We start from the raw sequence: 24,786 nt of genomic DNA, 5'->3' as shown, positions 1-24,786 counted from the left end.
ATAAAATTATCAAAACATCACTATAAACTATTAGTTTTTAAAATGTTTATCAATTAAAAATGATAACATCAAACAATCGATTACTGATAATTTTGATTAACAAACTGAATCACCAAATTCAAAGCATTAGTAGAAACAATTTTGATGAAATCTTCACGATCTAAATAGGGATAAAAATACTTTTTGTTAATGGTTTGTTGACCATTTGTCACCGAAACCCAAACCGTTCCTACTTCATTGTCATCTTTTCCTTTGTTTGGTCCAGCCACTCCTGTCGTTGAAACAGCTAAATTGGTCTTTAAAACCTTACAAGCTCCTAAAGCCATTTGCTTTGCGACTTGTTCTGAAACAACCGAATGCTGATCAATATCTTTTTGATTAACACCTAAAACAGAAGTTTTAACCGAAGTAGCATACGAAACAACACTACCAATAAAATAAGAAGAACTTCCCGAAACAGAAGTAATTAAAGTTGAAATATTTCCACCAGTACAACTTTCGGCTGTCGAAATTGTTAAGTCTTTTTGTTTCAAAAGATCTCCTAAAACTTGTTGCGCTTTCCCAGAATTTTCAGAAACTAAATATTTCCCTGCAATCAATTTAAATTTCTCAATTTCTTGTTGAATCAAATTTCTCAAAACAACCTCATCATCTCCAGTTGCTGAGAATCGTAAATCGATTGACGTACGATTTGGTAAGTAAGCTAAATGAATAAATTCTGGTAATTGACTTTCCCAATCTTCAACTAAAATTGCTAAATCGCTCTCTGGAATTCCACTGACTAAAATATCTCGGTGCACAATAATATCTGTTTGAAAATTATCTTTTAAACGAGGAATAATTTCATCTCTCATCAACCCTTTCATTTCAAATGGAACACCAGGAAGATTAATCAAAACTTTGTTTTCAATTGTTGTCCATAAACATGGTGCAGTTCCGTATTTATTTTGAATAAATGTTGATTTTTCAGGAATCAATGCTTGATCTTGATTGAGGTTATTTAATTCTTTTTTATAACCACGCGTGGCAAATAAATGGATGATATTTTCAATTACTTTTTCTTCTCTTATCAATTCGCACTCTAAAAATTGACATAAAGCCATTTTAGTTTTATCATCTTTTGTTGGTCCTAAACCTCCTGTTACAATAACAATATCCGACGTTGAAATTCCCCTTTGAAATGCTTCAATAATATGATTTAACTCGTCTTGAACTGAAATAATTTCTTCGACTTCAATTCCTATTTTATTTAATTGTTGCGCAATAAATGCTGAATTAGTATCGACAATTTGTCCGATTAAGATTTCGTCTCCAATCGTTAATAAAGTTGCTTTTGTTTGCATGATATAAAAAAACTTGCTTAAAGTTAAGCAAGTTTAGTGTTTTAATAATTATTTTTCAACTCCTTGATTATAGGCTTCTCGCTGAATTTGGTTTGAATCTTCAATCATTTGAAGAAATTCTGCTTGAGAAACTTTTTTCAATTTGTTATTGATTTTGAAAACAGGAGACTTTTTTAATTCTTTTTTCTTCGTTGCATTCCACGAAATCATGACTTCAATATCATCTCTCAAATATTTATAATGCAATTCTAAAATCAAACCTTTTGTACCATAAAATTTATCTGGTGAATATGAATAAGAAATTTGAGGAGCATACCAAGCAATTAAATCATAGTTTTTATATTTAGCTGTCGCTTCTTTCGTTTCAATCCCAAGGATAGTTTTTGTTTTTCCTGTTTCTACAAAATTTACTTTTTCTAAAGAATCGTAAACAAGGAATTTATTCCCTGTAAACATATCTACTTCGTTAAAATATAAATTGTCTTCATAATTAAAAATTGGATTAGCTCCAATATCAGGACTAATTCCCATAAAGCTTTGCGGTGCTTCTTGAGAGTTATCTACTTTATCAATGTATTCTGATTGACTTTGTGATTCATTATACTTAAAACTATAAAACTGAGAAGGAATTTTTTTTGCAGACTCTAAGAATTCTTCACGTTGTTTTTGATCTGGATAATATTGTTTCAAATTTTCTAAAGCTTTATCTGTAAAATGAATTTGAGGTTGAACTTTGTATGCTATTTCATAAAACTGAGCTTGCGCAAAACTAGAAATGATGATAATTAGTGTTAAGAAGTTTTTCATATTTATTTTTTATCAATTCCTTGAGTGTTATTATACATTTCGTTACGTTTCTTGTTGGCTTCGTCATAAATTTTTGCTATTTCTTGTTGAGATACGATAGGTAATTTTGAAGCTTTATCAGCTTTAAGAGGATTTTTGAATTTATATTTTTTTACATTTGGTTGAATAGCTTCTACACAAATAATATTATCCATTCGTCCAACTTTTTCACTTTCAACAAATAAATTCATCTCTAAAACAAATCCTTCAATTGGTTTTACATTTATCGGCATAAAATCAAAATCAATTTCTTTGGTATACCATGCTTCTACTTTATATTTTTTAAAATCAGAAGTTGCTTTATAAACTTTATAACCCAATATTTCTTTTGTTTCGTTTGAATATTCCCAAACTAACTCTTCTATTGGATTTTTGACAATATATTTTTTACCGTAAACATCTTCTTCTTTATAATTTTCATTCAATCTAAAATCTGAATATGTCACTCCTAAAGGCAGTCCTACAACTGATTTTTTAATTTCTCCCTGATAATTTTGATCGTTATTAATTTTTTCTTGTTCAACAGAATTTTGCTCATTTTTAGAAGAATAAATTAAAAAATCTATTGGTTTTGGATTTTCATTCTGTTCAATATTCCATTTTCTTTGTTCTTCATTTTTAATATCTGAAAAAACTTTTTCAATATATTCTGAAGTATACTTTGTATGATGTTTAAATCTTACTTTCACTTCATAAACTTGCGCTTGCGCAAAACTTGAAAAAATGATAATTAGTGTTAAGAAGTTTTTCATAATTGTAATTTATATTTTAAAAATAAAAAAAAGAGTTACAAATCATTGCAACTCTTCTAAATATTAAATTTAAATTATTTTTATAAAATATGTTTCTCAGCGTGGTAAGAAGAACGAACCAATGGTCCAGATTCCACATGACGGAATCCTAATCCGCGAGCAAAATCCTCATATTTTTTGAATTGTTCTGGTGTGATAAATTCTTTTAGAGGTAAATGTTTTTTTGTTGGTTGCAAATATTGTCCAATTGTAATTACATCTACATTTGCATCTGCTACTTCCTGAATTGTTTCAAAAACCTCATCTTCAAACTCTCCTAAACCAAGCATTATTCCTGTCTTTGTACGACGTTGACCAGCTTCTTTCGCATAACGTAAAACGTCTAACGAACGATCATATTTGGCTTGTATACGAACTTCTCTTGTTAAACGACGAACAGTCTCCATATTATGAGATAAAACTTCTGGTCCAGCTTCCACAATACGATCGATATGTTTTTCGATTCCTTGAAAATCAGGAATCAATGTTTCCATTGTAGTTCCTGGACTTATTCTACGCACTGCATGTATCGTTTCTGCCCAAATAATTGACCCCATATCCTTTAAATCATCACGATCTACAGACGTTAAAACAGCATGTTTGATCTGCATCAATTTAATAGAACGTGCTACTTTTTCTGGCTCTGCCCAATCTACTTGTTCTGGGCGACCCGTTTTTACACCACAAAATCCACAAGAACGTGTACATACATTACCCAAAATCATAAATGTTGCAGTTCCTTCACCCCAACATTCACCCATATTTGGACAACTTCCACTTTGGCAAATGGTGTTCAATTTATATTTATCGACTAAACCTCTTAATTCACGATGTTTTTTTCCTGTTGGTAATTTCACACGTAACCATTCAGGTTTCTTTACTCTTCCATCTGGCAATAGCTCAACACTCATACATTACTTTTCTGATTGGCTAATTTACAATGTTTTTTTGAAAGATTTTACATCCTAAATAATAGATTATGCTTCAAATAAAATCTATATCTTATTCTTAACAGTTTTTGGAATATTATTTGAACTACACAAGAAAATCAAAACTATATTCAGATGAAAAAATCGATTATCCTAACTCTCTTTACTGTTTCTATTATGATGAGCTGCGAAACAAAAAAAGAAGAAAGTATTAACAATACAAAAGAAGTAATAAGTGATTCAAATGCATCAATCATTCAAAATGATACCATAGCGGATATACACAATTCAAAAACATCTATTGATTGGGTAGGAACTTATGAAGGTGTACTACCTTGTGCCGATTGCCCTGGAATTAAAACAACTGTTACTTTAAATAAAGATGAAACAATAAAAATTGTTTCTGACTACATGAAAGGAAATACAACATTTGAAGAGCAAGGACAGTTTGAATGGACAGCAGATAACAACGCAATATTTTTGGATACAAAAGATAAAAACAGGTATTTTTACAAAGTAGGAGAAAATAAATTAATTGTTTTATCGCAAGAAGGCGAGGAAATTGATGGCCCTTTAGCAAACAATTATATTTTGACTAAAAAGTAGTTAGATATATTGTTAATAAGTTTTTTAATCAAAAAAAAAACGGAAAAGAAAACTTTACCGTTTTTGTTTTTGATTATCTTCTAATACACCAATTTTAATCCTACACCAAATTTCATATCGCTGTCATAATGTGTTCGGATGTGCATATTTTTATTTAAGATGTAACTTAATTCTCCCATATATTCTTTATCAGTATTCCACATAAAACCTGCTCTTACACGTTTTGAAATCGGAATATCTTTGCGCATTAATTGTAAACGCACTTTTCCTGTGTGGTAAATTTCGGTCTGAAAATCAATCAACATTGGTAATTTATACACAAAACCTGCACTGAATAAACCTTTATTTCGAGCTGTTTTTTGTCCAAAAATATTTTTTTCTACTTTGTGACGTTTCGTTCGATGTTGATTCCAATCAAATCCAATGAACGCTTGTAAAAACTGATTCTTCCCAAAATATCTTCCCAAATGTGTTTCCACTTCGTAGCCATGTTCAGGTTTGTAACCAATTCCCCATTCCGAAGTCAGTGCCCAACGTGCATCTTGTACCATAAACGATCCATCTAAACCATTTGTTGCAAAGTCATTTTCAGCCATAAAATGTTTCATATTGCTATCCATTTGCAACATTTTATACATTTTTGCTTGATCGTGAATATATGGATTCTGATAATCTCCAACTTCAAAAACACGGTTCATTCCTGCCATCATGTGATACAAAATATGACAATGGAAAAACCAATCACCTTCTGTATTTGCTTGAAATTCGATTACATTCGTTTCCATTGGCATAATATCCAATACATTTTTCAACGGTGAATATGCGCCATTTTTATTAATCACTCGAAAATCGAAACCATGTAAATGCATTGGGTGGCGCATCATGGAATTATTGTACAACGTAATGCGTAAAATTTCGCCTTTTTTAACTGGAATTTTATCTACTTCAGACAATACTTTATTGTCCATACTCCATACATACCGGTTCATATTTCCTGTTAATTCAAAACGCATTTCTTTTACAGGTGCATCTTTTGGAAGTTCTGTGTTTTCAGGAGCTTTTAGCATTCCGTAATTTAAGGTCACAATATTTGAAGATGAATTTCCATGAGCAGAATGATCACTTTCTTTATTCTTTTTTCGAGTTTTTTTATTCGATTCGCCTGTAATTTCAGGATACATTACCGTATTCATATCCATTTGTTGCAAACTCATTTTCATAGCCATATCATTCATCGAACCGTCCATGTTCATCATATCGTTCATCATCTTCATTCCTTCAAAGTATTTTAATTTCGGGAGTGGTTCTATCAGTTGTTTTTTTCCATCACCAAGAAATAACGAAGCTGAACCTGTTCTGTCTTCCGAAGTTGCTTGAAATTCATATGAAATACCTTCTTCTGGAATCGTCACAACCACATCATAGGTTTCGGAAACACCAATAATCAAACGATCTACGTCTAAAGGCTCTACATCATTTCCGTCGTTGGCAACTACTGTAATTTTTCCTCCCGCATAACGCAACCAAAAATAAGATGATGCACCACCATTCGAAATTCGTAGGCGGACTTTATCGCCAGCTTTAAATTGCTTTAATTGACTTTCATTTGCTCCGTTTATTAAAAATTTATCATAAAACACATCACTCACATCCATAGCCAGCATACGCTTCCATTCGTTGATGATTTTCGTTCCAAAATGACCTTCTCGTATTGCTTCTGCATAACTTTGCGTAGATCCTTTTTTGATTCCTGCCCAATCGTTTGCATTGTGTAACATTCGTTGAATATTTCTTGGATTAAGATCTGTCCATTCGCTCAACATCACGTTAACAACAGGTAGATCATCAATTCCTTTTCTGAACGTTGGGTCGTTGGCATGTTTTTTCAACACCATCGATCCATACATTCCAATCTGTTCTTGATAACCCGAATGACTGTGATACCAGTGTGTTCCGTTCTGAATAATTGGAAACGAATAGGTAAACGTTTCACCAGGTTTTATTCCGTCTTGTGTTAACATAGGTACACCATCTTCCTTATTTGGCAACCACAAGCCGTGCCAATGCAACGAGGTATCTTCTTTCAATTGATTATGTACACGAATAACAGCCGTATCGCATTCAGTAAACTCTAAAGTTGGCATTGGAATTTGACCATTTACTGCAATTGCTTTACGTTCTTTTCCCGAATAATTAACAATGGTATCATGTACATACAAATCATATTCGACACGTTTTTGAGCAATAACAGATATAGAAAAAGCAATAATAGAAATAAAAATAAATTTTCTCATAACTTTTATTTTATCTGATTAAACTTTCTATAATTCTCTTCATTCTCAAAATAATCAACATTTCCCATTTGATCCTTCAAAACGATATACGCATTTGCTTTATCAACTTTTTTATTCGTAAACGGATCAATTGCAGAACGAGCACTTTCATCATTTGGAATTCTTTCTACACACATATTACAACAACCGTAATATGTTTTCCCGTCATAAGGCACTTCGAACTGATCTTTTCCCATATAAGCGTTGTTTACCATACAAACTTGACTATTTGGTACTTTATCTCCTACATTATAAGCAACAAGATTCGATACGTCTTGGTGAGCAACTATATGTTCGGTAGGAGAAATTTCTGTTTGATTTTCATCGGCTTTATTTTGACAAGAAACCAAAACTATTGTTGATAAAAAAGCGATTCCTAAAAGTGATTGTATATTTATCATTTGTTTCTATTTTAGAGTTTCTATTGTACTTCCACATGTTAACATTTGATTCCCGTAAAAAGGATTTTTGATGGATGAATCTTTACTCAACCAATTTGAACCTCCTTTAAACATGGGACAATTTTGGTAATAAATGGAATAACCTAAATTTTCTTTTTGAGCTAATTTGTACATTGGTTCAGATAATTTCGCAAACAATTCGCGTTGTTTTTCAATGTTTTTTTCATGAGAAATTTGTTTTGAAATGGATTCTAAATCCTTTAAAACATCCATCCAAACCATATGTGTTTCATGCGAAAGTTTTCTCATTTCTACTTTAGAAATTGATTGAGAAAAAGCCGTTATTTGTGTTGAAATTTCATTTGCATTCCCTGCAACAAAAGCATCTTTTAATAAAAAATATGCATCAAAAACCAAAGAAAGTTGATTTTGATTCACTTCATTTTTCACTTGATGTTGGTCAGCATGATTCATTTCTTGATGATTTATTACCATTTTTTTATCGCGTGGGTATTGACAATCTTGTCTTAATTTTAGATACGCTTCATCTGGAGCAAAATATTCAGAATTATCAAAACCTGACAAAGCGATATTCTTTAAAATTTCGTTTGAAGTTGTTTTGGTTGGATCATAAGAAATCGTGGCGATTTGAGAAGTCGTGTCGTAAGATACTTTCGAAATACGTTTTTGATTTCCTACATTTTCGATTAATTCCTTAGCTGAATTACAATTACTTCTTACCTCGAATGATTTCGTTTCAAGATTTTTGCTTTGCGCATTTACCACAAAAGCAAAAAGATTGACGATTAAAAACAAACTATATTTTATCATACTTTTATATTTTATCAATTGACTTTCTGTTGTGCTTACTCAACTGTTTAAAAACAGAAGGCGTTAAACCTGTTACTTTTTTAAATTGAGCACTAAGATGCGCTACACTCGAATAGTTTAATTGAAAAGCTATTTCGCTCAATGATAATTCGTCATAAACCATCAATTCCTTGACTTTTTCTATCTTTTGCTGAATAAAATACTTCTCGATTGTTTGTCCTTCCATTTCCGAAAAAAGATTGGAAATATATTTATAATCTGCAGATGTTTTCTCGCTCAAAAAATCCGATAAATTCACTTTCAGTTCGCTATTTTCTTGATGAACTAATTGAATAATCAATGTTTTAATTTGCTCGATTAACTTGCTTCTCTTATCATCAATCAATTCAAAACCAACTTCTTCTAACTCTTCTTTTATTTGATTCAATTTTTCAGAATCGATTGGATTTGTTAACTCAACTTCACCTAATTCGATATGATTTGCTTCGATTGCACTCATTTTCAAAATTCGTCCAACCACCACTTTACAGCGATGACAAACCATATTTTTTATAAATAATTTATTTACATTTTCCATTTGAATTATTTTTTGTGAGTCCTATTAAATCTACAATTTATCTGTTACAAATTTCGTTCTTCTTTTAGCTTTATAATTTATATAATTCGGAAGATGATGTATATAATTTTCGTAAAATGATTTTCTATTAGATTAAAAACCTGTTCTCGATATAATTTATCTTCAATTGCTGAATAGATTTTGTAATTTTGTGCTCTATAAAAAAAGCTAAAATGCAAGGACCAATCGGTGTTTTTGACTCTGGTTATGGAGGTTTAACTGTTTTTAAGGAAATTCAGAAAAAAATGCCTCAATACGATTATATCTATTTAGGTGACAATGCACGTGTTCCTTATGGAATTCGTTCGTTTGAAACGGTTTATGAATACACAAAAGAATGTGTGTTTAAACTATTTGACTTAGGTTGCAACTTGGTAATTTTAGCTTGCAACACAGCTTCCGCCAAAGCGTTGAGAACAATTCAACAAAATGATTTGCCCGAAGGGAAAAAAGTTTTAGGCGTTATTCGGCCAACAACCGAATCTATAAATGAATATACGATCAACAATAAAGTTGGAATTTTAGCGACACAAGGAACTGTTTTGTCTAAATCATATAAAATCGAAATTAATAAATTTCATCCGATAATAGATGTTTTTCAACACGCATGTCCACTTTGGGTTCCTTTGGTCGAAAACAATGAAATTAACAGTAAAGCTGCGCATGATATTGTGGAAAAAGACATTCAACGTTTATTTTCTCAATCTTCAGAAATTGACACTATTGTTTTAGCATGTACGCATTATCCTTTGTTGTTACCAGTTATCAAAACATATGTTCCTAATCATGTGACGATTCTTTCGCAAGGAGAATTGGTCGCGAATAAATTAATGGATTATTTGAAACGTCATCCAGAAATTGAGAATAATTGTTCTAAAAATAGTTCGCTAACCTTTTATACAACTGACAATGCTGAAAACTTTGAGACGAATACGACTATTTTTTATGGTCAACCTATTAAAGCATCGCATTTAGAAGTTTGATTTTTTTTCCAATATATAAAACAAAAAACCGAGCAAAGTTGCTCGGTTTTTCTATTCAATTAAGAAACTAAGCTACAGTTTCTACATTTAAAATTTCATATTTTTTTACTCCATCAATTGTTGGCCATTCTACTACATCACCTGTTTTATAACCAACTGTTGCTAAACCTTCGTCCATCAAAATTGAGTGACGATTCTTTTTTGGTTTTGCTTTATCTGGACCTACGAAGTTTAATTGATATTCTTGATTTGAATTCAATTCTTTAATCGTTACTTTTTTCCCAACAGAAACAATATTGTCAGCCATATCGCGACGAAGAATTTGCTCTGCATGTCTTAATTCTTGCGTTAAAATATCTTCCTGTTCTGCTGTTACTTTTTTTCTTCTTAAATGGTCTTTAATTAAATCGTATACACCTGTTGTTAAAATAATATTTGTTGTCATTGTGATAAATTCTTAGTTTTTTTTTTTCAATATTTCGAAGTCGACTTTTAAGACCCAACTATCAAATGATATTAAAGTTTAGAACACTATAATTTGATACAAATCTCCTTTCAGAAAATTGAAAAATAATTGATAATTAAAATAAATACGGAGGTTCCCTGTCTTGGGTCGTGACAGGGACTATTTTATAAACTCTTTCGAGCGTCTTAAGAAAGTATCATCATGCAAATATGCCAACGACAAAAACAACCAAGATTGGTTGTTTCTTCTGTATATGTCGATATAATTTGCCATAATTTTTATCATATGAACTTCAAAGTTACGATTTCTTTATGAGATAAAAAACACAACACTTATCCGATTAATTGAAAGTGAATTTTGTAGGAAAACTGATAATGTTCATTCTAAAATTAATAAAAACTAACTAATTTTATAAAAATTTTAAACGATTGAAATCTTACTTATTCATCATTACTGTTGTCCTGATAACGTGTAGACCATTGCTACCGGTTATCGACTATTTGGTGAATTATGAAACGATTTCGAATGAATATTGTGTTAATATAGAACGTCCAGAATTAATGTGTAATGGAGTTTGCTACCTAAAAGAACAGATTTCTAAAACTATTGATGATGAACAAAATGACACAAATAAAACTCAAATTTCTTTACGTACTATTGATTATTTTGTATATCAACCCACTGTACTAATACCTATACTTCATATCATTAAACCTACTGAAAGAGTTTCTACTTTTCAATTAGCTTTCGAAACTCAATATCAATTGGATCAACAACTACAACCTCCAATTTGTTAAAAAACCCTTGATTATTATATTTTTTTATCATTAACATTTTATCAATTTGACATTTCATATAAGATTTGTTAAAAGCTTCAATTGTTTTATGATTGCATTGTTTGTGCTTTTAATTGGCTTTCGCTCATTAATTCCTTTCACTGTGTTTTTTAGTGTACAAGAAAAAATTGTTGAAGAATATTGTATAAATAAAGAACGACCAGAAATGCAATGCAATGGAAAATGTTATTTGTCTAAGCAATTAAACGAAACAGAACAGCCTGCTGATTCTCTTTTGGTTAAAAATATTCGATTTACGGAAAATTATCTGCATTTCGAATACTTAGAAATTCCATTTATAAACGATTTTATCGTTACCATAAAACATCGGTACTTTTGGCAATCATTCTATTCTATCAATTGGGTTTTTGAGTATTTAAAACCTCCTATTGTTTAATTTTTATACCACTAATTATTCTCTGAAAACTATGATTGTTTTTGGAAAGCATTTTTATTAAAAAAAATTAAAACAAATATCAAAATGAAAACAATTAAATATTTTCTCCATTTATCATTTATCGCATTATTTACTTTATTAACTTCTTGTAATACAGACGATGATGATTTCTCTGAAATCAATTCAACAGAAACAGGTAAAATTCAATTAAAGTTTGAAAATGGATTTGATAATTTAGGAGGAATTGTTTTAGATCAAACAACACAAACTTCATCTAACGGGCAGAAACATAAATTCACCATGTTAAAATATATTATTTCTAACGTTACATTAATTGACGAGAAAGGAAACGAATTTGATTACCATAAAAATGACCCTGATAAAGGTGCTTTTGTTGTTAATCAAGATTCTGCAATAGCAAATGTGGTTTATTTAAATTTAGATGATATTCCACAAAACAAGTACACTAAAGTACGATTTGGACTTGGTGTATCACAAAAAGCTTATTTATTAGGTCAAACTGGACAGGCTACTTTTTGGGAAAAAGCCAAGAAAAATGGAATGACTTGGGCTTGGGCTGCAGGTTATGTTTTCTTTAAAATAGAAGGTTTTTATGGTAAAAATACACCTGATACATTCTTCCTAACTCATACAGGAAATATGGGAGATATTTACAAAAATAATGTACCAGATCTGTACCGAGAAGTCACGTTAGATTTACCAACTTCTGCGCGAGTGACTTCTAAAATTAAACCATCTATTCATATTATGGCAAATTTGAATACGTATTTAAGTGGTGATCATCAATTAACATTAGATGAATCTAACAACAATGTAATGGGATCTTCCAACTTTGCTCAATTGGTTACAGATAACATGCAAAAGATGTTTCGAGTTAGTCATGTACACAACGATCAACAATATCAATAATGTTCACTGCGGTGTTTTTAAACACCGCTAAATTCTATCACAATGAATAAAATTATAACAATTATACTGGGGATATTCATCTTATTTAGTTGTAATGACGATGATATTGATTATGGTCAAATTGTAGATGAACCTTACCAATTAGAATTCCCTTCTTATTTTCCTCAACTAACCTTTGATACGGATAAATATCCACTCACTAAAAATGGAGTTGCATTAGGGAAAAAATTATTTTATGAAGGTCGATTATCTCGAAACAATACAATTTCGTGCGCTTTTTGTCATATTCAGGAAGATGCATTTACCCATCACGGGCATCCTGTCAGCCATGGAATTGATGATCGAGTAGGAATTCGAAATGCTCCACCTATTCAAAACTTGGCATTTCTAAATCGGTTTATGTGGGATGGCGTGATTCATGATTTAGCTCAACAACCAATTTCACCTATCACAGCTGAAGAAGAAATGGATAGCACTTTCCCCGAAATCATTAAAAAACTCTCCGATGATGCTAACTACCGAAATATGTTTAGAAATGCTTTTGGAGATGATCAAATTAATGCCAATCGAATTCTTAGTGCTTTAGGACAATTTATGGCTTCTGTGGTTTCAAAGGATTCCAGATACGATCAATTTTTGAGGAAAGAAATAAATTTAACTGAAACCGAAGGTAAAGGGTTACAACTCTTTCAACAAAAATGTTCGAGTTGTCATAAAGGTGCTCTTTTAACGGATGAATCTTTTCGAAATACTGGAATGTATTATAACAAACAACATAAAGATGGAGGGTTGTATCGCGTCACATTAGATTCTGCTGATTTTATGAAATTTAGGGTTCCAAGTTTACGTAATATTGAAATGACTAAACCTTATATGCATGATGGTCGTTTCTATAGTTTAGAAGCTGTTTTGGACTTCTACTCGGATGGTGTACAAAATAATCAACATTTGGATCCTCAGCTTAAACAAAATGGTCAAATTGGAATACCTATGACCGATCAAGAAAAAAAGGCAATTATTGCTTTTCTAAAAACATTAAACGATTACTCTTTTATTCATAATCCTGCTTATGCAGAATTCTAAAAACTATTCAAATGAAAGTCTATATAAATCTAATTTTAGCTCTAATCATTTTTCCTGTTTCATTATTAGCACATACAGATAATGATTCTATCTTAGTGTCTTCTCCTAATGAATTAGAATTAGATTGTGATGCTTGCGGTTGTTCAGCAACTTCAACTTCCAATGGAATTGAAAACCTTATCAATTCAAACTATATTGGTGTTCGATACCTTCATCAATATTACAAAGCCAAAGAAGATGCTTTTTCTACTAAACGTACGCAGAAACAACATTTCAATACCATTTTATTATGGACGAGAATTCCAATCAATTCTAAAATCGATATCAATGCGAGTATCCCTTATCATTTTCATCAAAAAGATGGTGAAAACTCAACCTCTATTTCTGGTATTGGCGATTTGAATATGATGGGGATTGTTAAAATTGTAAATTCCAATTCGAACTCGAACGAATTAAAACATGGATTAAGTGCAGCAGTTGGCGTTAAAATTCCTATTGCAAAATTCGATCAAAAAAATGCTCAAACAACCAATCCAAGTTTTCAATTAGGTACAGGAAGTTGGGATACTCAATTTGGTTTAAATTATCAACTAACGTATAAAAATTCGGCTATACAATTGGTCACAGATTACAATTTGAAAGGAGAAAATAAGAACAAATATAAGTTCGGAAATCAATGGAATCAATTGATACAACTGCAACATCTTTTAGTAAGAAATGACAATAAGTTTCTTGGAAAAATCGGTTTCCAAAACGAACTTTATAATAAAAATGAACAATTTGGAGAATCTATTCCTAATTCGTCTGGAAATGCTCAATTTGTAAAATTAGGATTGGAAGCGGCTGTTCAAAAAATAAATTTTGGAATAGAATATTTTCAACCTTTACATTCTAATCTAAATTCTGGAGAAATTGAAGTGAAAAACAGAATAGGTTTCTTTTTAAATTATAATTTATTTCAATCTAAAAATCAATAAAATCCAATAAAAAAATGTGATTTAATAAAAAAAGCTTTCGAATATCTCGAAAGCTCTTTTATTATTTTAAAGATTTTCTATTTAAACAAAAGGTGTTTTAACAACTTCTGCTAATACATTTTTATCACGAATTTGGATTCTAATTGTTGTACCAACTTTCGCGAAATCTGTATGAACATACGCCAAACCAATCCCTTGTTTCAACATCGGAGATTGCGTTCCAGAAGTTACGATACCAATTGTATTTTCGTTATCATCAACTACTTTATAATCGTGACGAGGAATTCCTCTTTCAATCATTTTAAATCCAACCAACTTCTTCTCCACTCCAGCTTCTTTTATTGCGCTTAGAATATCCGAAGAGATAAAATTTGTATCCAATTTCGTCACCCAACCTAATCCTGCTTCAAATGGATTTGTATCATCGTTGATATCATTTCCATACAAACAATATCCTTTCTCTAAACGTAACGTATCGCGTGATGCCAATCCACAAGGTTCGATATCAAAAGACTGACCTGCTTCCATCACTTTATCCCACATTTCGTTAGCTGCTTCATTTGCGAAATAAATTTCGAAACCACCAGAACCTGTATAACCAGTTGCTGAAATTATTACATTGTCAATTCCTGCAAATTTTCCTACAACAAAATGATAAAAAGGAATTTCTGCTAAATTGATATCTGTTAACGCTTGCATAGCTTCGATTGCTTTTGGTCCTTGAATCGCTAACAAAGACATTTCATCTGATTTGTTTGTTAACTCAGCTCCAAACGTATTGTGCTTGTTCATCCATTCCCAATCTTTATCGATATTAGAGGCATTTACAACTGCTAACCATTCGTCATCAGACATTTTATAGATAATCAAATCATCTACAATACCTCCTTTTTCGTTTGGCATTGCATTATATTGCGCTTGACCAATCGCAACTTTCGTTACATCATTCGTCAATAAATGTTGTAATAATTCTGTTGATTTCTCTCCTTTGATAAAGAATTGTCCCATGTGAGAAACATCAAAAACACCAACTTTTTCGCGAACCGCAAAGTGTTCTTGGTTAACACCTGCGTATTGCACTGGCATTTCATATCCAGCAAAAGGAACCATTTTCGCACCTAAATCTTTGTGCTTTTGGTTTAATGCAGTTACTTTCATTGTTTGTTTGCTTTGAATAAGTTTATAATTCTCCCAAAAATAAGGAAATAATTGTTAGGAAAATTTCTTAAATACTAAGTTTATCTAATTTTATGAATAATTTTCAAATCTCCTTTAGTTGCTTTATAAGGCTCAAAACGCATTATTGATTTTCCTTTACCAAATTTGTTCATAAACTTTTCGTTTATCTGACCTGATAATTTTTTAGGTTGACAACCTTCGCAAGGAATAATCAAAATAGTATCGTTTACTTTTCCTTTTACTTTTACAATTTCGTACGAATAATCTGTATCCAAACGAGAATTAATGGTATTTTCAATTGGTCGGTCAAAGCTATTTACAAAAAAAACTTGACGATTTTTATTGCTACCAATAATAATTGCGATACCAACTAAAATCAATAAAACGACAATTGATAGGGTTAAAATTTTTTTAAAGTCCATCTTTTTGGTTAATTCGTAGTTTAAAAGTAATAATTCATTCCGAATGAAAAAAATATTCATTTTATTTCCTATCTTTTTAGTCCTATTTACATTGATAATGAATAGTTGTACAAAGGCGAAAATTACGACAGAAAAAGAGCATGTATCCATCAAAAATATCCAAAATGGAGATTTAATCTTTGTTGGAGCATTAACCGAAGAACTTTCGGGTGCAATAAGTAGAGCAACAAAAATTTCGGATCAAACAAATTTTGATCATGTTGGATTAATTGAAAAAACGACTGATTCTATTTTTGTTTTGCATGCTGCGCCAATGGGCGGATCGCAACGCGAAGAAATTAATCATTTTTACAACTCGCAAACAGAAAAAAATAATCAAATTGTTATTTATCGATTAAAAAAAGAATACCAATCGACGATTCCGAACGCAATTGTAAAAGCGAAAACCATGTTAGGAAAACCTTATAATTGGTTGTATATTTTGAATGACGATGAATTATATTGTTCAGATTTTGTAGAAAGGGCTTTTCGTGATGATAAAGTTTTTGAATTAATTCCAATGAATTTTAAGAACAAAGAAACTGGAATTATTGATGATTTTTGGATAGATTTTTATCGTAAAAAAGGAAAAGAAGTTCCACAAGATGAACCTGGAACAAATCCAAATCAATTGGCAACTTCTGAAAAGTTAATCAAAATTGGAGAGTTGAAATTATGAATAAAAAGAAAATATTAGCAATTACATTTCTGATTATATGTAGCGCATTTCTATTTTTTAATTCCAACCTTTACATAAATAATCAGAATTGGAAATATAGAAATGGTTATAATGTTGGAGATTCTTTAAATAGAGATGTGAATATTTCTAGCGATGAAACTCTTTATTGCCTTGGATATATTTTAATAATCAAAAATAACAAAACAAGTGAAAAAGGGTATTATATAAAAAAATAAAAAAACTCTTCGAGAAGCTCAGAGTGACAGAAATAGAAAAAATTATTGTCATTCTGAGCCTGTCGAAGAATAAAACCTAACTTATGAAAAACTTATATTATGTGTATATAATTAAATGTTCTGATAAATCATATTATACTGGAATTACTAATAATCTTCATAGAAGAGTTGGTGAACATAATGAAGGAATAAACTTATATTGCTACACTTATACAAGAAGACCTGTTGAATTAGTTTTTTCTCAAGAATTTACAGATGTTAATGAAGCAATAATTTTTGAAAAGAAATTAAAAGGCTGGAGTAGAGCCAAAAAAGAAACTTTAATTGAAAATAGATTAGAGAATTTACCTAAGTTATCAAAAAATAAAAAAGACTCTTCGACAAGCTCAGAGTGACAGAAATAGATGAAAAAACTCACTTATCATTCTTAGTCTATCAAAAAATAGAGACTTGAAGTTGTAAAGAAAATATCCCTACTTTTACCAGATGAAGCAAAACATCATTTATTCTGTTCTATTTTTTTGTGTCTTATTTGGGCTAAAATATTTTTTCGATAAAAGCGACATGCAATCCATGTTGATTAGTTCGGGAATTGGTACGGCAATCTTTTTTATTTACCGTGCTATAATTAGACAAAAATTATACAAACAAAAAGACCAAGAAAACTAATTTCCTTGGTCTTTTTTTATTGCGTTCATTGCTTCTTCTATATGCAGATTTGCTGTATTAGAAACGATATGTTTAATTAATTTTCCTTGTTTATTAAAGACAAATGTTTCGCGTGGCGTAATCAGTCCTAATTTCTTTTTGATTCCCAATAACTTTGTCAATTTTGCACCTTTATCAGAAAGTAGCGGAAAGTTAAGTTGATGTTTGGTATAAAACTTTTCGTGAGAAGATGTTGATTGTCCATTAATCCCGACGACAACAGTATCCAATGCTTTAAAATCTGCATTCACATCTCGGAATTGACACACTTCTTTGGTACACATTGGCGTAAAATCCATTGGGTAAAAAAACAAGACAAAATATTTTTTGTATAAAAATTCGTCCGAATTAAACCAATTTCCTTTGTTATCTTCCAACGAAAAAGTTGGGATGTGATCACCTATTTTCATTCGCCTGTATATTCTACAAAATTACGCGGAGTTTCGTATAAAGTCACTTTCAATTCTAAATCTGAAGCTAATTTTGCACGAATTTTATTCCATATTAAAATCACAATATTCTCGGCTGTTGGATTTACATTTTTGAATTCTTCGATGTCTACATTCAGATTTTTATGGTCTAAATAATCTTCCACTTCAACCTCAATGATTTTTCGTAATTCATCTAAATTCATTACAAATCCTGTTTCTTGATCAACTTCACCTTTCACCGCAACAATAATTTCATAATTATGTCCGTGATAATGGGGATAAGAACATTTTCCGAAAACTTCAAAATTTTGTTCCTCGCTCCAATTTTTATTAAATAATCGGTGGGCAGCGTTAAAATGTGCTTTTCTGTTGACAGTAACTTTCATCTGGTATAATTTTTATTCTTCGATATACGAAACGTAATGTTCAAAAATAATTTTGAACCAAGCGGTATAATTTTGAGGATTTTTTTCCATATCCTTTTTCAAATCATCCAATTCAACCCAACGATAAGCCATCACTTCTTCTGGATTCAATTTTGGGTCTTCATCAAATGTGCCAATAAACACATGGTCCAATTCATGTTCGATCAAATCGTTTTCTAAATGAGCTTTGTAAATAAAATTAAATTTATACTCTAATTCACAATCAAACCCCATTTCTTCTTGCAATCGTCTATGTGCTGCTTCTTCGTATGTTTCGTTATCACGCGGATGACTACAACACGTATTGGTCCACAACGTAGGCGAATGATATTTACTTGCAGCTCGTTGCTGAATCATCAATTCACCTTTCGAATTGAATACAAAAACAGAAAATGCCCGATGTAACAAACCTGCGACATGTGCTTGTTGTTTTTCCATCAATCCTAATTTTTGATCATCTTGATCAACTAAAACTACGAATTCTTTCATGTAACAAAAATAACCTTTTAAATAGGATTAAAAAAGAAGTTCGATTTCTTTGTGTTTAAATTCTCTTAATTCTTGATTGATCTCAATCAGTAAATTTCCTGCCTCATTTACATCCAAAATGGTTCCTTCAACTAATTCACCATCTACTCTAAATGTTGAAAATTCATCTTTTCGAAATAAATTATCTAAATAGGTTTGATGTATTTTTTCGAAATTCTTGTGTTCTAAGTCTCTATATTCTTGTTCAAAAAAATGCATTAAATCTGACAAAATTTCCTCAATGTCATATTTTTTGTCAGTTACTTTACAGATTGATGTAGCTTTTGGTAAGTGATTAAAATCAGTTTGATTAACATTAATTCCTATACCAATTATAGAATTCATCACTCCATTTGATCGGTGATTTTCGATTAAAATTCCACAAACTTTTTTATCCTTCAAAATGATATCATTTGGCCATTTTACGTTAGTTTTCGGATGAAATTGTTTTAAAAATAGACAAATAACATTTGAAACCCATTGATTAAAATAAATTAACTCTTGAAAACTATAATCCGTTTTCAGTAAAAAACTAAAGGTCAAATTTTCTCCTGCCACAACTTTCCATTCATTCCCAGCGTAACCTTTTCCTTTTGTTTGATTTTTAGCATGTATGACAGTCCAACTATTGGCATCTTTTTTGGACAATTCGACCAAGAACTCGTTCGTATTAGGCAAAGAATCAAAACTAATTAAATACATTTTTTTTACTATTTTTAAAGAGTGGTTAAAGTTATTTTAAAAAGTTTAAACTTTAATAAGGATTCACTAAATTTGCGAATTACAAAATAAAAGATGATAGATACTCAATATACAAAAGACTTGCTAGATAGCATTGTTGATGGAATTACAAATGTGAAAGGAGAAGAAATTACGATTTTGGATCTTCGAGAAATTGAAAATGCAATTTGCCAATACTTTGTTATTTGTACAGGAAATTCTAACACTCAAGTTAGTGCAATAACAGGTTCTATAGAAAGAACTGTAAAATCTGAAATGTCAGAAAGACCTTTTCATGTAGAAGGAAGACAAAATAACCAATGGGTTTTAATGGATTACACAAATGTTATTGTCCATGTTTTTCAAAAAGAATACAGAGAATATTACGATATCGAAAGTCTTTGGGGTGATGCTGTAGAGACACGTATCGAAATGGAATATTAATCATAACTGAAACCAAAAAAATTGAAAAAAAATAATTTTAAACCTTCGGGATTTAATCCTACATGGATATATGGTATTATAGGATTATTGCTGATTGCCTTTTTATTATTTTCTGATAATATTGGAGGTGTAGGCGGAACTACTAAAAATATCGACCGTACTACATTCCTTACTTATGTAGAAAAAGGCTATGTTAAAGAGGCAGATTTAGAAAAAGAAACAGGTCGTGTAAGTGTTTACTTAACAGAAGAGGCCTTGAATAATGAAGAATTTAAAAAGTTCAAAAATACAAAGGAAAATTTAAATCCTTTTGCAACAGGAGCTCCAAACTTCACTTTTAATGTAGCAGATGCTGGAAATTTTGAAAAAGATTTTTACGAAAATGTTGAAAAAAGTCCAAATAAAACTGCAAAACTTAATACACTTGTATCAAACGGTTTTGGAGGATTATTTATGAATCTTTTCATTTCATTAATTTTCTTCGGATTAATCTACTTCTTACTATTCAGAAGAATGGGTGGAGGTGGATCTGCTGGCGGAGGTGGCGGAATCTTCTCTGTGGGTAAATCTAAAGCAAAATTGTTTGAAGGTGATGATCACATCAAAACAACTTTTAATGATGTAGCTGGTTTAGAAGGTGCCAAAGAAGAAATAGAAGAAATTGTAGAATTCTTAAAACACCCAGATAAATTCACAAAATTAGGTGGACGTATACCAAAAGGAGCCTTATTAGTAGGACCTCCAGGTACAGGGAAAACCTTATTAGCAAAAGCTGTTGCAGGAGAAGCAAAAGTTCCTTTCTTCTCATTATCAGGATCAGATTTCGTAGAAATGTTTGTGGGAGTTGGTGCATCTCGTGTACGTGACTTATTCAAAAATGCAAAAGATAAATCTCCTTCAATTATCTTTATTGATGAGATTGATGCAATTGGTCGTGCACGTGGAAAATCTAACTTTACAGGTTCTAATGATGAACGCGAAAATACATTAAACCAATTATTAACAGAAATGGATGGTTTCGGAACAGAATCTAACGTAATTGTGATTGCTGCAACAAACCGTGCCGATGTATTGGACAAAGCCTTAATGCGCCCAGGTCGTTTTGACAGAATTATTCACGTCGATTTACCTGAATTAAACGAACGTAAAGAAATCTTCGCGGTACATTTACGTCCTTTAAAATTAGGTGAAGATGTTGAAATAGAATTTTTAGCGAAACAAACACCAGGGTTTTCTGGAGCAGATATTTTCAATGTTTGTAACGAAGCAGCTTTAGTTGCTGCTCGTAAAAATAAAGAAGTAGTTGAAAAACAAGACTTCTTAGACGCTGTAGACCGTATTATCGGCGGTTTAGAGAAGAAAAGTAAAGTAATCAAACCATCTGAGAAAAAACGTATCGCTTATCACGAAGCTGGTCACGCAACAATCGGTTGGTTAACAGAACATGCTGCACCTTTAGTTAAGGTAACTATCGTTCCTCGTGGACGTTCATTAGGAGCTGCTTGGTATTTGCCAGAAGAAAGACAAATTACAACAACAGAACAATTGTTAGACGAAATGTGTATGACAATGGGTGGTCGTGCTGCGGAAGAAGTTGTTTTTGGTAATATTTCTACAGGAGCGTTAAGCGACTTAGAAAAAGTGACAAAACAAGCCAATGCAATGATTAGTATTTATGGTCTTAATAAAGAAATCGGAAATGTTTCGTACTACGATTCTTCTGGGCAAAACGAATACGGATTCAGTAAACCATATTCTGAACAAACAGCTCAAGTTATTGACAAGGAAATTAAGAAAATGATTGAAGAGCAATATGTAAGAGCAAAAGAAATCTTAGATATTAATCGTGATAAAGTTGACTTATTGGCTCAAAAATTAATTGAGAAAGAAGTTATTTTCAGAGAAGATTTAGAAGAAATCTTCGGCCCAAGAAAATATGTCAGCGAATTAGATCAAATGGAAGAGAAAGATGAAAAAACTTTCGAAACTGAACCGCAACAAGTAGTTCAACCAGAATCTGGAAATGATATTTAATCAAACCATATAATTTTCAAAAAAAATCGCCTATTTAAGGCGATTTTTTTTTACTTCTTATTATATTGTTAAAAATTATTACCTTTAGGGTAAATTTGTATTAAACCCGTACAAAAATTATACATTCCCATGTGGAAAGCAATTAAAAACCTACTTAAAAAAGCGACAGAGAAATCTGAAAATATTGACGATGATAATCATATTGATTTATTTCATCCCAATTTTTCTGAAAACAAAATTTCTATGGACGAAGTTTTTGCTACAAACTTCAACGCTGGTGGTGGTCATTTTTTATTCTGTGATAACAATCAAGAAGCTTTTCAAAACTTAAAAGAAATCATCAATTACGAAAATGTAACCGAATTAATTTGTCTTGATCCGAAACTTCAAGAGATGTTAACAAATAATCAGATTCCATATGTAGAAAACCCATGTGACTCGCGTTACACACTTAGTTTTCTGAATTGCGAATTCTTAATTGCGTTTGATGGTAGTATTATGTTATCTGCACATCAAACTTGTGGTAGAAATATAGATGATTTTCCATCAAATTTTATTATCTATGCACGCCCATCTCAATTAGTAGAAAATGTTGGGGCGGCATTACAAAAATTACGAACATTAAAAAAAGACAACCTTCCATCTAAAATAACTTCTATTCGCGGGAAAAACATGCACAAATTTCCTAATATACAGAATGCGAAGAATATTTATTTGTTGTTGGTTGAAGAATAGCGATGAAAAATTTAGCAATTAGAGCTTTCTCGGGACTTATATATGCACTTATTATATTTTTCGGAACAACAATACATCCAAAAGGGTTAATCGTCTTAATGATGGTTTTCGGACTTTTTTGTTTGTACGAATTCTTTAAAATCACAAACCTTACCAATAAACTTTACAAATTAGGAGCTTTGTTAGCTGCATTAATTGTTTTTGGTTATTATGGAAAAGAGTTTTTAGAAGCCTTCGAAACATCTAACCATTATTATTTTCACTTAAGAAGTTTATATTTCATTATACCTGTTTTATTTGTTTTTAGCATTTATGTTATTTTCAAATCTACAAATGAGTTATTGAATGATTTTGGAAAAGTTACTTTGGGTTTAACATACGTTATCGCTCCTTTTGCTGTCGCACTAACCTTACCAAGTTTTGATTATGCTTTAGGCGAAAAGGTAATGCATTACGAAGTTTTCTTTGTTTTCTTATTACTTTGGTGTAGTGATACATTTGCTTATTTGACAGGAAACTTAATCGGAAAACATAAATTAGCACCAAAAATATCGGGAGCTAAGACATGGGAAGGATTTTTTGGAGGAATCGTTTTTACGTTAATAGCTGGATTTTTGATTCAGAACTATTTTGGAGATAACTTACATGGAAATTGGATGATTATAGGTTTAATCGTTGCTGCATTAGGTCCAGTAGGAGATTTAACAGAGTCTAAATTGAAACGTTTTTTCAATGTAAAAGACAGTAGCAATTTAATTCCTGGTCATGGTGGTTTTTTAGATCGATTAGATAGTTTTATATTTGTCGTCCCATTTGTTTATTTGTATTATTTATTCGTATATATTTTATGAAACTTCACAGAGAAGGAACAGCAATTTTGATCGGTTGCTTAATTTTATTTGCAATCGCTACAGGAGTATTAAATTACTTTTTCCCTGTTTATGGCTTTTATTTTGCCTTGCCTTTATGGATACTTTACGGCTTTATCGTTTGGTTTTTCAGAAATCCAATTCGAGAATCAGACTCATCTGAAAACTGCGTTATTGCACCTGTAGACGGAAAAGTTGTTGTATTAGAAGAAGTATATGAAAGTGAATTTTTGAATCAGAAATGCATTCAATTATCTATTTTCATGACACCACTTAATGTACACGTTACACGTTATCCAGTAAATGGAAAAGTCATTTATTCAAAATATCATCCAGGAAAATTTTTAGTTGCTTTTCATCCAAAATCATCAGAATTAAACGAAAGAACAACGGTTGTAGTAGAAAATGCTGACCATACAAAAATTCTTTTTAGACAGATTGCTGGTGCTGTTGCGAGAAGAATTGTTTGTTATAGTAAAGAAAATGACACAGCTGTTGCTGGTAAAGAATACGGTTTTATCAAATTCGGTTCACGTGTTGATATCTTTTTACCACTTGATACAGAAATCAATGTAAAAGTTGGTGATAAAACAAAAGGCGGAATTCAGAAAATTGCACAATTGAAATAAATCAGTTAGTTGAACTCAATGTTTTTAACTAATTTTGTCAAAACAATATATTAATCATATACCCATACAATAAATTTTGTACGTCATGAAAAAATTAATTCTTTTAGTAGCTGTTGCTGCATTTGCTACTTCTTGTAACTCTAAAGCTGGTGGTAACCACGCTGTACTTCCTGTAGTTCACGAACCTGCTACTGCTGAAGAAATGCATCATAAAGCTGAAGCTCCTCATGAAAAACATGAAGAAGTAGTTGAAGGAAAACAAGAGGAAGTAAAAGATTCTACAAAAACTGTAGAAACTCCGAAAGTTGAGAAAAAAGATACTTTAAAAGCTGAACAATAA

30 protein-coding genes are annotated in these 24,786 nt (G+C 31.1%); 15 read left to right on the top strand and 15 right to left on the bottom strand.

Features of this window, described 5'->3' with window-relative positions; translation table 11 throughout:
* Window positions 1-80 precede the first annotated feature (80 nt).
* The 4 genes from HX088_RS02670 to lipA form a co-directional block, all read right to left on the bottom strand.
* Window positions 81-1,343, bottom strand: coding sequence for a CinA family nicotinamide mononucleotide deamidase-related protein (locus HX088_RS02670; protein WP_286483258.1), 1,263 nt, complete (start codon window positions 1,341-1,343; stop codon window positions 81-83).
* Window positions 1,344-1,391: 48 nt separating this feature from the next.
* Window positions 1,392-2,150 (bottom strand): GLPGLI family protein, encoded by a 759-nt coding sequence (locus HX088_RS02665; protein ID WP_260542239.1) that lies wholly within the window; start codon window positions 2,148-2,150, stop codon window positions 1,392-1,394.
* A 2-nt stretch (window positions 2,151-2,152) separates the two neighbouring features.
* Entirely contained in the window at window positions 2,153-2,941 is a 789-nt protein-coding gene (locus HX088_RS02660) for a GLPGLI family protein (protein ID WP_225541206.1), read from the bottom strand.
* 80 nt (window positions 2,942-3,021) lie between these two features.
* Window positions 3,022-3,891 carry a lipoyl synthase gene (gene lipA / locus HX088_RS02655; protein WP_171623442.1) on the bottom strand — a complete coding sequence of 290 codons (870 nt, stop codon included), beginning with the start codon at window positions 3,889-3,891 and terminating at the stop codon, window positions 3,022-3,024.
* Between the two features lie 153 nt (window positions 3,892-4,044).
* Here lipA and HX088_RS02650 point away from each other — a divergent pair, with 153 nt between their 5' ends.
* On the top strand, window positions 4,045-4,515 hold the full coding sequence (locus HX088_RS02650; protein ID WP_284583301.1) for a copper resistance protein NlpE: 471 nt from the start codon (window positions 4,045-4,047) through the stop codon (window positions 4,513-4,515).
* Window positions 4,516-4,595: 80 nt separating this feature from the next.
* On the opposite strand, the gene HX088_RS02645 is transcribed toward HX088_RS02650, so the two are convergent.
* Genes HX088_RS02645 through HX088_RS02630 form a run of 4 tightly spaced genes read right to left on the bottom strand, consistent with a single transcriptional unit; the run spans window position 4,596 to window position 8,657 of the window.
* Window positions 4,596-6,809, bottom strand: coding sequence for a multicopper oxidase family protein (locus HX088_RS02645; RefSeq protein ID WP_286483257.1), 2,214 nt, complete (start codon window positions 6,807-6,809; stop codon window positions 4,596-4,598).
* 5 nt (window positions 6,810-6,814) lie between these two features.
* Window positions 6,815-7,249, bottom strand: a complete 435-nt coding sequence (locus tag HX088_RS02640) for a hypothetical protein (RefSeq protein ID WP_171623439.1) — start codon at window positions 7,247-7,249, stop codon at window positions 6,815-6,817.
* A 6-nt stretch (window positions 7,250-7,255) separates the two neighbouring features.
* On the bottom strand, window positions 7,256-8,080 hold the full coding sequence (locus HX088_RS02635) for a DUF3347 domain-containing protein (protein ID WP_171623438.1): 825 nt from the start codon (window positions 8,078-8,080) through the stop codon (window positions 7,256-7,258).
* A gap of 4 nt (window positions 8,081-8,084) precedes the next feature.
* The gene (locus tag HX088_RS02630; protein ID WP_286483256.1) at window positions 8,085-8,657 is read right to left on the bottom strand and encodes a helix-turn-helix domain-containing protein; all 573 of its coding nucleotides are present in this window, start codon (window positions 8,655-8,657) and stop codon (window positions 8,085-8,087) included.
* A gap of 212 nt (window positions 8,658-8,869) precedes the next feature.
* On the opposite strand from HX088_RS02630, the gene murI reads away from it, so the two are divergent.
* The gene (gene murI / locus HX088_RS02625) at window positions 8,870-9,679 is read left to right on the top strand and encodes a glutamate racemase (protein ID WP_286483255.1); all 810 of its coding nucleotides are present in this window, start codon (window positions 8,870-8,872) and stop codon (window positions 9,677-9,679) included.
* A gap of 67 nt (window positions 9,680-9,746) precedes the next feature.
* On the opposite strand, the gene HX088_RS02620 is transcribed toward murI, so the two are convergent.
* Window positions 9,747-10,124: a GreA/GreB family elongation factor gene (locus HX088_RS02620; protein ID WP_188319103.1), complete on the bottom strand. Its 378-nt coding sequence runs from the start codon at window positions 10,122-10,124 to the stop codon at window positions 9,747-9,749.
* Window positions 10,125-10,573: 449 nt separating this feature from the next.
* Between HX088_RS02620 and HX088_RS02615 the strand changes: the two genes are divergently transcribed.
* From HX088_RS02615 to HX088_RS02595, 5 genes are all read left to right on the top strand, one after another.
* A complete protein-coding gene (locus HX088_RS02615; RefSeq protein WP_171623434.1) occupies window positions 10,574-10,942 on the top strand; it encodes a hypothetical protein in 369 nt (122 codons plus the stop codon).
* 88 nt (window positions 10,943-11,030) lie between these two features.
* Window positions 11,031-11,378: a hypothetical protein gene (locus HX088_RS02610; protein WP_286483254.1), complete on the top strand. Its 348-nt coding sequence runs from the start codon at window positions 11,031-11,033 to the stop codon at window positions 11,376-11,378.
* A gap of 84 nt (window positions 11,379-11,462) precedes the next feature.
* Window positions 11,463-12,308: an MbnP family protein gene (locus tag HX088_RS02605; protein WP_286483253.1), complete on the top strand. Its 846-nt coding sequence runs from the start codon at window positions 11,463-11,465 to the stop codon at window positions 12,306-12,308.
* Window positions 12,309-12,350: 42 nt separating this feature from the next.
* Entirely contained in the window at window positions 12,351-13,391 is a 1,041-nt protein-coding gene (locus tag HX088_RS02600; RefSeq protein WP_225541200.1) for a cytochrome-c peroxidase, read from the top strand.
* A gap of 11 nt (window positions 13,392-13,402) precedes the next feature.
* Entirely contained in the window at window positions 13,403-14,368 is a 966-nt protein-coding gene (locus tag HX088_RS02595; RefSeq protein ID WP_260542223.1) for a hypothetical protein, read from the top strand.
* 81 nt (window positions 14,369-14,449) lie between these two features.
* On the opposite strand, the gene gcvT is transcribed toward HX088_RS02595, so the two are convergent.
* Window positions 14,450-15,526, bottom strand: a complete 1,077-nt coding sequence (gene gcvT, locus HX088_RS02590) for a glycine cleavage system aminomethyltransferase GcvT (protein ID WP_171623259.1) — start codon at window positions 15,524-15,526, stop codon at window positions 14,450-14,452.
* 80 nt (window positions 15,527-15,606) lie between these two features.
* Entirely contained in the window at window positions 15,607-15,969 is a 363-nt protein-coding gene (locus HX088_RS02585; protein ID WP_286483252.1) for a hypothetical protein, read from the bottom strand.
* A 43-nt stretch (window positions 15,970-16,012) separates the two neighbouring features.
* Here HX088_RS02585 and HX088_RS02580 point away from each other — a divergent pair, with 43 nt between their 5' ends.
* Both HX088_RS02580 and HX088_RS02575 read left to right on the top strand, forming a co-directional pair.
* Entirely contained in the window at window positions 16,013-16,687 is a 675-nt protein-coding gene (locus tag HX088_RS02580; RefSeq protein ID WP_286483251.1) for a YiiX/YebB-like N1pC/P60 family cysteine hydrolase, read from the top strand.
* Between the two features lie 319 nt (window positions 16,688-17,006).
* On the top strand, window positions 17,007-17,318 hold the full coding sequence (locus tag HX088_RS02575) for a GIY-YIG nuclease family protein (RefSeq protein WP_225539779.1): 312 nt from the start codon (window positions 17,007-17,009) through the stop codon (window positions 17,316-17,318).
* Window positions 17,319-17,588: 270 nt separating this feature from the next.
* Here HX088_RS02575 and HX088_RS02570 read toward each other — a convergent pair whose 3' ends face one another.
* The 4 genes from HX088_RS02570 to HX088_RS02555 are packed head-to-tail and all read right to left on the bottom strand — an operon-like array spanning window position 17,589 to window position 19,717.
* Window positions 17,589-18,041 (bottom strand): peroxiredoxin, encoded by a 453-nt coding sequence (locus tag HX088_RS02570; RefSeq protein ID WP_260542217.1) that lies wholly within the window; start codon window positions 18,039-18,041, stop codon window positions 17,589-17,591.
* Window positions 18,038-18,448 carry a 6-pyruvoyl trahydropterin synthase family protein gene (locus HX088_RS02565; protein ID WP_286483250.1) on the bottom strand — a complete coding sequence of 137 codons (411 nt, stop codon included), beginning with the start codon at window positions 18,446-18,448 and terminating at the stop codon, window positions 18,038-18,040. Before HX088_RS02565 ends, HX088_RS02570 begins: the two co-directional genes overlap by 4 nt.
* A gap of 12 nt (window positions 18,449-18,460) precedes the next feature.
* Window positions 18,461-18,976 (bottom strand): isopentenyl-diphosphate Delta-isomerase, encoded by a 516-nt coding sequence (idi, locus tag HX088_RS02560; protein WP_171623254.1) that lies wholly within the window; start codon window positions 18,974-18,976, stop codon window positions 18,461-18,463.
* Between the two features lie 27 nt (window positions 18,977-19,003).
* On the bottom strand, window positions 19,004-19,717 hold the full coding sequence (locus HX088_RS02555) for a biotin--[acetyl-CoA-carboxylase] ligase (protein WP_286483249.1): 714 nt from the start codon (window positions 19,715-19,717) through the stop codon (window positions 19,004-19,006).
* A 93-nt stretch (window positions 19,718-19,810) separates the two neighbouring features.
* On the opposite strand from HX088_RS02555, the gene rsfS reads away from it, so the two are divergent.
* The 6 genes from rsfS to HX088_RS02525 all read left to right on the top strand — a co-directional run bounded on the left by rsfS (window position 19,811) and on the right by HX088_RS02525 (window position 24,786).
* The gene (gene rsfS, locus HX088_RS02550; protein WP_171623252.1) at window positions 19,811-20,179 is read left to right on the top strand and encodes a ribosome silencing factor; all 369 of its coding nucleotides are present in this window, start codon (window positions 19,811-19,813) and stop codon (window positions 20,177-20,179) included.
* Window positions 20,180-20,200: 21 nt separating this feature from the next.
* Window positions 20,201-22,213 carry an ATP-dependent zinc metalloprotease FtsH gene (gene ftsH, locus HX088_RS02545; RefSeq protein WP_284583292.1) on the top strand — a complete coding sequence of 671 codons (2,013 nt, stop codon included), beginning with the start codon at window positions 20,201-20,203 and terminating at the stop codon, window positions 22,211-22,213.
* Between the two features lie 129 nt (window positions 22,214-22,342).
* Complete coding sequence (locus HX088_RS02540) at window positions 22,343-22,948, top strand: hypothetical protein (RefSeq protein WP_171623250.1); 606 nt, start codon at window positions 22,343-22,345, stop codon at window positions 22,946-22,948.
* A gap of 2 nt (window positions 22,949-22,950) precedes the next feature.
* Window positions 22,951-23,799, top strand: a complete 849-nt coding sequence (locus tag HX088_RS02535) for a phosphatidate cytidylyltransferase (protein ID WP_260542207.1) — start codon at window positions 22,951-22,953, stop codon at window positions 23,797-23,799.
* On the top strand, window positions 23,796-24,446 hold the full coding sequence (locus HX088_RS02530; RefSeq protein WP_171623248.1) for a phosphatidylserine decarboxylase family protein: 651 nt from the start codon (window positions 23,796-23,798) through the stop codon (window positions 24,444-24,446). The genes HX088_RS02535 and HX088_RS02530 overlap by 4 nt, the downstream gene beginning before the upstream one ends.
* Window positions 24,447-24,531: 85 nt before the next feature.
* On the top strand, window positions 24,532-24,786 hold the full coding sequence (locus tag HX088_RS02525; protein ID WP_286483248.1) for a hypothetical protein: 255 nt from the start codon (window positions 24,532-24,534) through the stop codon (window positions 24,784-24,786).

It is taken from the genome of Empedobacter sp. 225-1 (assembly GCF_030328185.1).
Classification (GTDB): Bacteria; Bacteroidota; Bacteroidia; order Flavobacteriales; family Weeksellaceae; genus Empedobacter; species Empedobacter stercoris.
This window is presented reverse-complemented; position numbering and strand designations above follow the sequence as displayed.

Excerpts from the sequence above, each read along its gene's own strand:
- HX088_RS02670 (WP_286483258.1), bottom strand. The coding sequence starts at position 1,343 with ATGCAAACAAAAGCAACTTTATTAACGATTGGAGACGAAATCTTAATC.
- HX088_RS02665 (WP_260542239.1), bottom strand. The coding sequence starts at position 2,150 with ATGAAAAACTTCTTAACACTAATTATCATCATTTCTAGTTTTGCGCAA.
- HX088_RS02660 (WP_225541206.1), bottom strand. The coding sequence starts at position 2,941 with ATGAAAAACTTCTTAACACTAATTATCATTTTTTCAAGTTTTGCGCAA.
- lipA (WP_171623442.1), bottom strand. The coding sequence starts at position 3,891 with ATGAGTGTTGAGCTATTGCCAGATGGAAGAGTAAAGAAACCTGAATGG.
- HX088_RS02650 (WP_284583301.1), top strand. The coding sequence starts at position 4,045 with ATGAAAAAATCGATTATCCTAACTCTCTTTACTGTTTCTATTATGATG.
- HX088_RS02645 (WP_286483257.1), bottom strand. The coding sequence starts at position 6,809 with ATGAGAAAATTTATTTTTATTTCTATTATTGCTTTTTCTATATCTGTT.
- HX088_RS02640 (WP_171623439.1), bottom strand. The coding sequence starts at position 7,249 with ATGATAAATATACAATCACTTTTAGGAATCGCTTTTTTATCAACAATA.
- HX088_RS02635 (WP_171623438.1), bottom strand. The coding sequence starts at position 8,080 with ATGATAAAATATAGTTTGTTTTTAATCGTCAATCTTTTTGCTTTTGTG.
- HX088_RS02630 (WP_286483256.1), bottom strand. The coding sequence starts at position 8,657 with ATGGAAAATGTAAATAAATTATTTATAAAAAATATGGTTTGTCATCGC.
- murI (WP_286483255.1), top strand. The coding sequence starts at position 8,870 with ATGCAAGGACCAATCGGTGTTTTTGACTCTGGTTATGGAGGTTTAACT.
- HX088_RS02620 (WP_188319103.1), bottom strand. The coding sequence starts at position 10,124 with ATGACAACAAATATTATTTTAACAACAGGTGTATACGATTTAATTAAA.
- HX088_RS02610 (WP_286483254.1), top strand. The coding sequence starts at position 11,031 with ATGATTGCATTGTTTGTGCTTTTAATTGGCTTTCGCTCATTAATTCCT.
- HX088_RS02605 (WP_286483253.1), top strand. The coding sequence starts at position 11,463 with ATGAAAACAATTAAATATTTTCTCCATTTATCATTTATCGCATTATTT.
- HX088_RS02600 (WP_225541200.1), top strand. The coding sequence starts at position 12,351 with ATGAATAAAATTATAACAATTATACTGGGGATATTCATCTTATTTAGT.
- HX088_RS02595 (WP_260542223.1), top strand. The coding sequence starts at position 13,403 with ATGAAAGTCTATATAAATCTAATTTTAGCTCTAATCATTTTTCCTGTT.
- gcvT (WP_171623259.1), bottom strand. The coding sequence starts at position 15,526 with ATGAAAGTAACTGCATTAAACCAAAAGCACAAAGATTTAGGTGCGAAA.
- HX088_RS02585 (WP_286483252.1), bottom strand. The coding sequence starts at position 15,969 with ATGGACTTTAAAAAAATTTTAACCCTATCAATTGTCGTTTTATTGATT.
- HX088_RS02580 (WP_286483251.1), top strand. The coding sequence starts at position 16,013 with ATGAAAAAAATATTCATTTTATTTCCTATCTTTTTAGTCCTATTTACA.
- HX088_RS02575 (WP_225539779.1), top strand. The coding sequence starts at position 17,007 with ATGAAAAACTTATATTATGTGTATATAATTAAATGTTCTGATAAATCA.
- HX088_RS02570 (WP_260542217.1), bottom strand. The coding sequence starts at position 18,041 with ATGAAAATAGGTGATCACATCCCAACTTTTTCGTTGGAAGATAACAAA.
- HX088_RS02565 (WP_286483250.1), bottom strand. The coding sequence starts at position 18,448 with ATGAAAGTTACTGTCAACAGAAAAGCACATTTTAACGCTGCCCACCGA.
- idi (WP_171623254.1), bottom strand. The coding sequence starts at position 18,976 with ATGAAAGAATTCGTAGTTTTAGTTGATCAAGATGATCAAAAATTAGGA.
- HX088_RS02555 (WP_286483249.1), bottom strand. The coding sequence starts at position 19,717 with ATGTATTTAATTAGTTTTGATTCTTTGCCTAATACGAACGAGTTCTTG.
- rsfS (WP_171623252.1), top strand. The coding sequence starts at position 19,811 with ATGATAGATACTCAATATACAAAAGACTTGCTAGATAGCATTGTTGAT.
- HX088_RS02540 (WP_171623250.1), top strand. The coding sequence starts at position 22,343 with ATGTGGAAAGCAATTAAAAACCTACTTAAAAAAGCGACAGAGAAATCT.
- HX088_RS02535 (WP_260542207.1), top strand. The coding sequence starts at position 22,951 with ATGAAAAATTTAGCAATTAGAGCTTTCTCGGGACTTATATATGCACTT.
- HX088_RS02530 (WP_171623248.1), top strand. The coding sequence starts at position 23,796 with ATGAAACTTCACAGAGAAGGAACAGCAATTTTGATCGGTTGCTTAATT.
- HX088_RS02525 (WP_286483248.1), top strand. The coding sequence starts at position 24,532 with ATGAAAAAATTAATTCTTTTAGTAGCTGTTGCTGCATTTGCTACTTCT.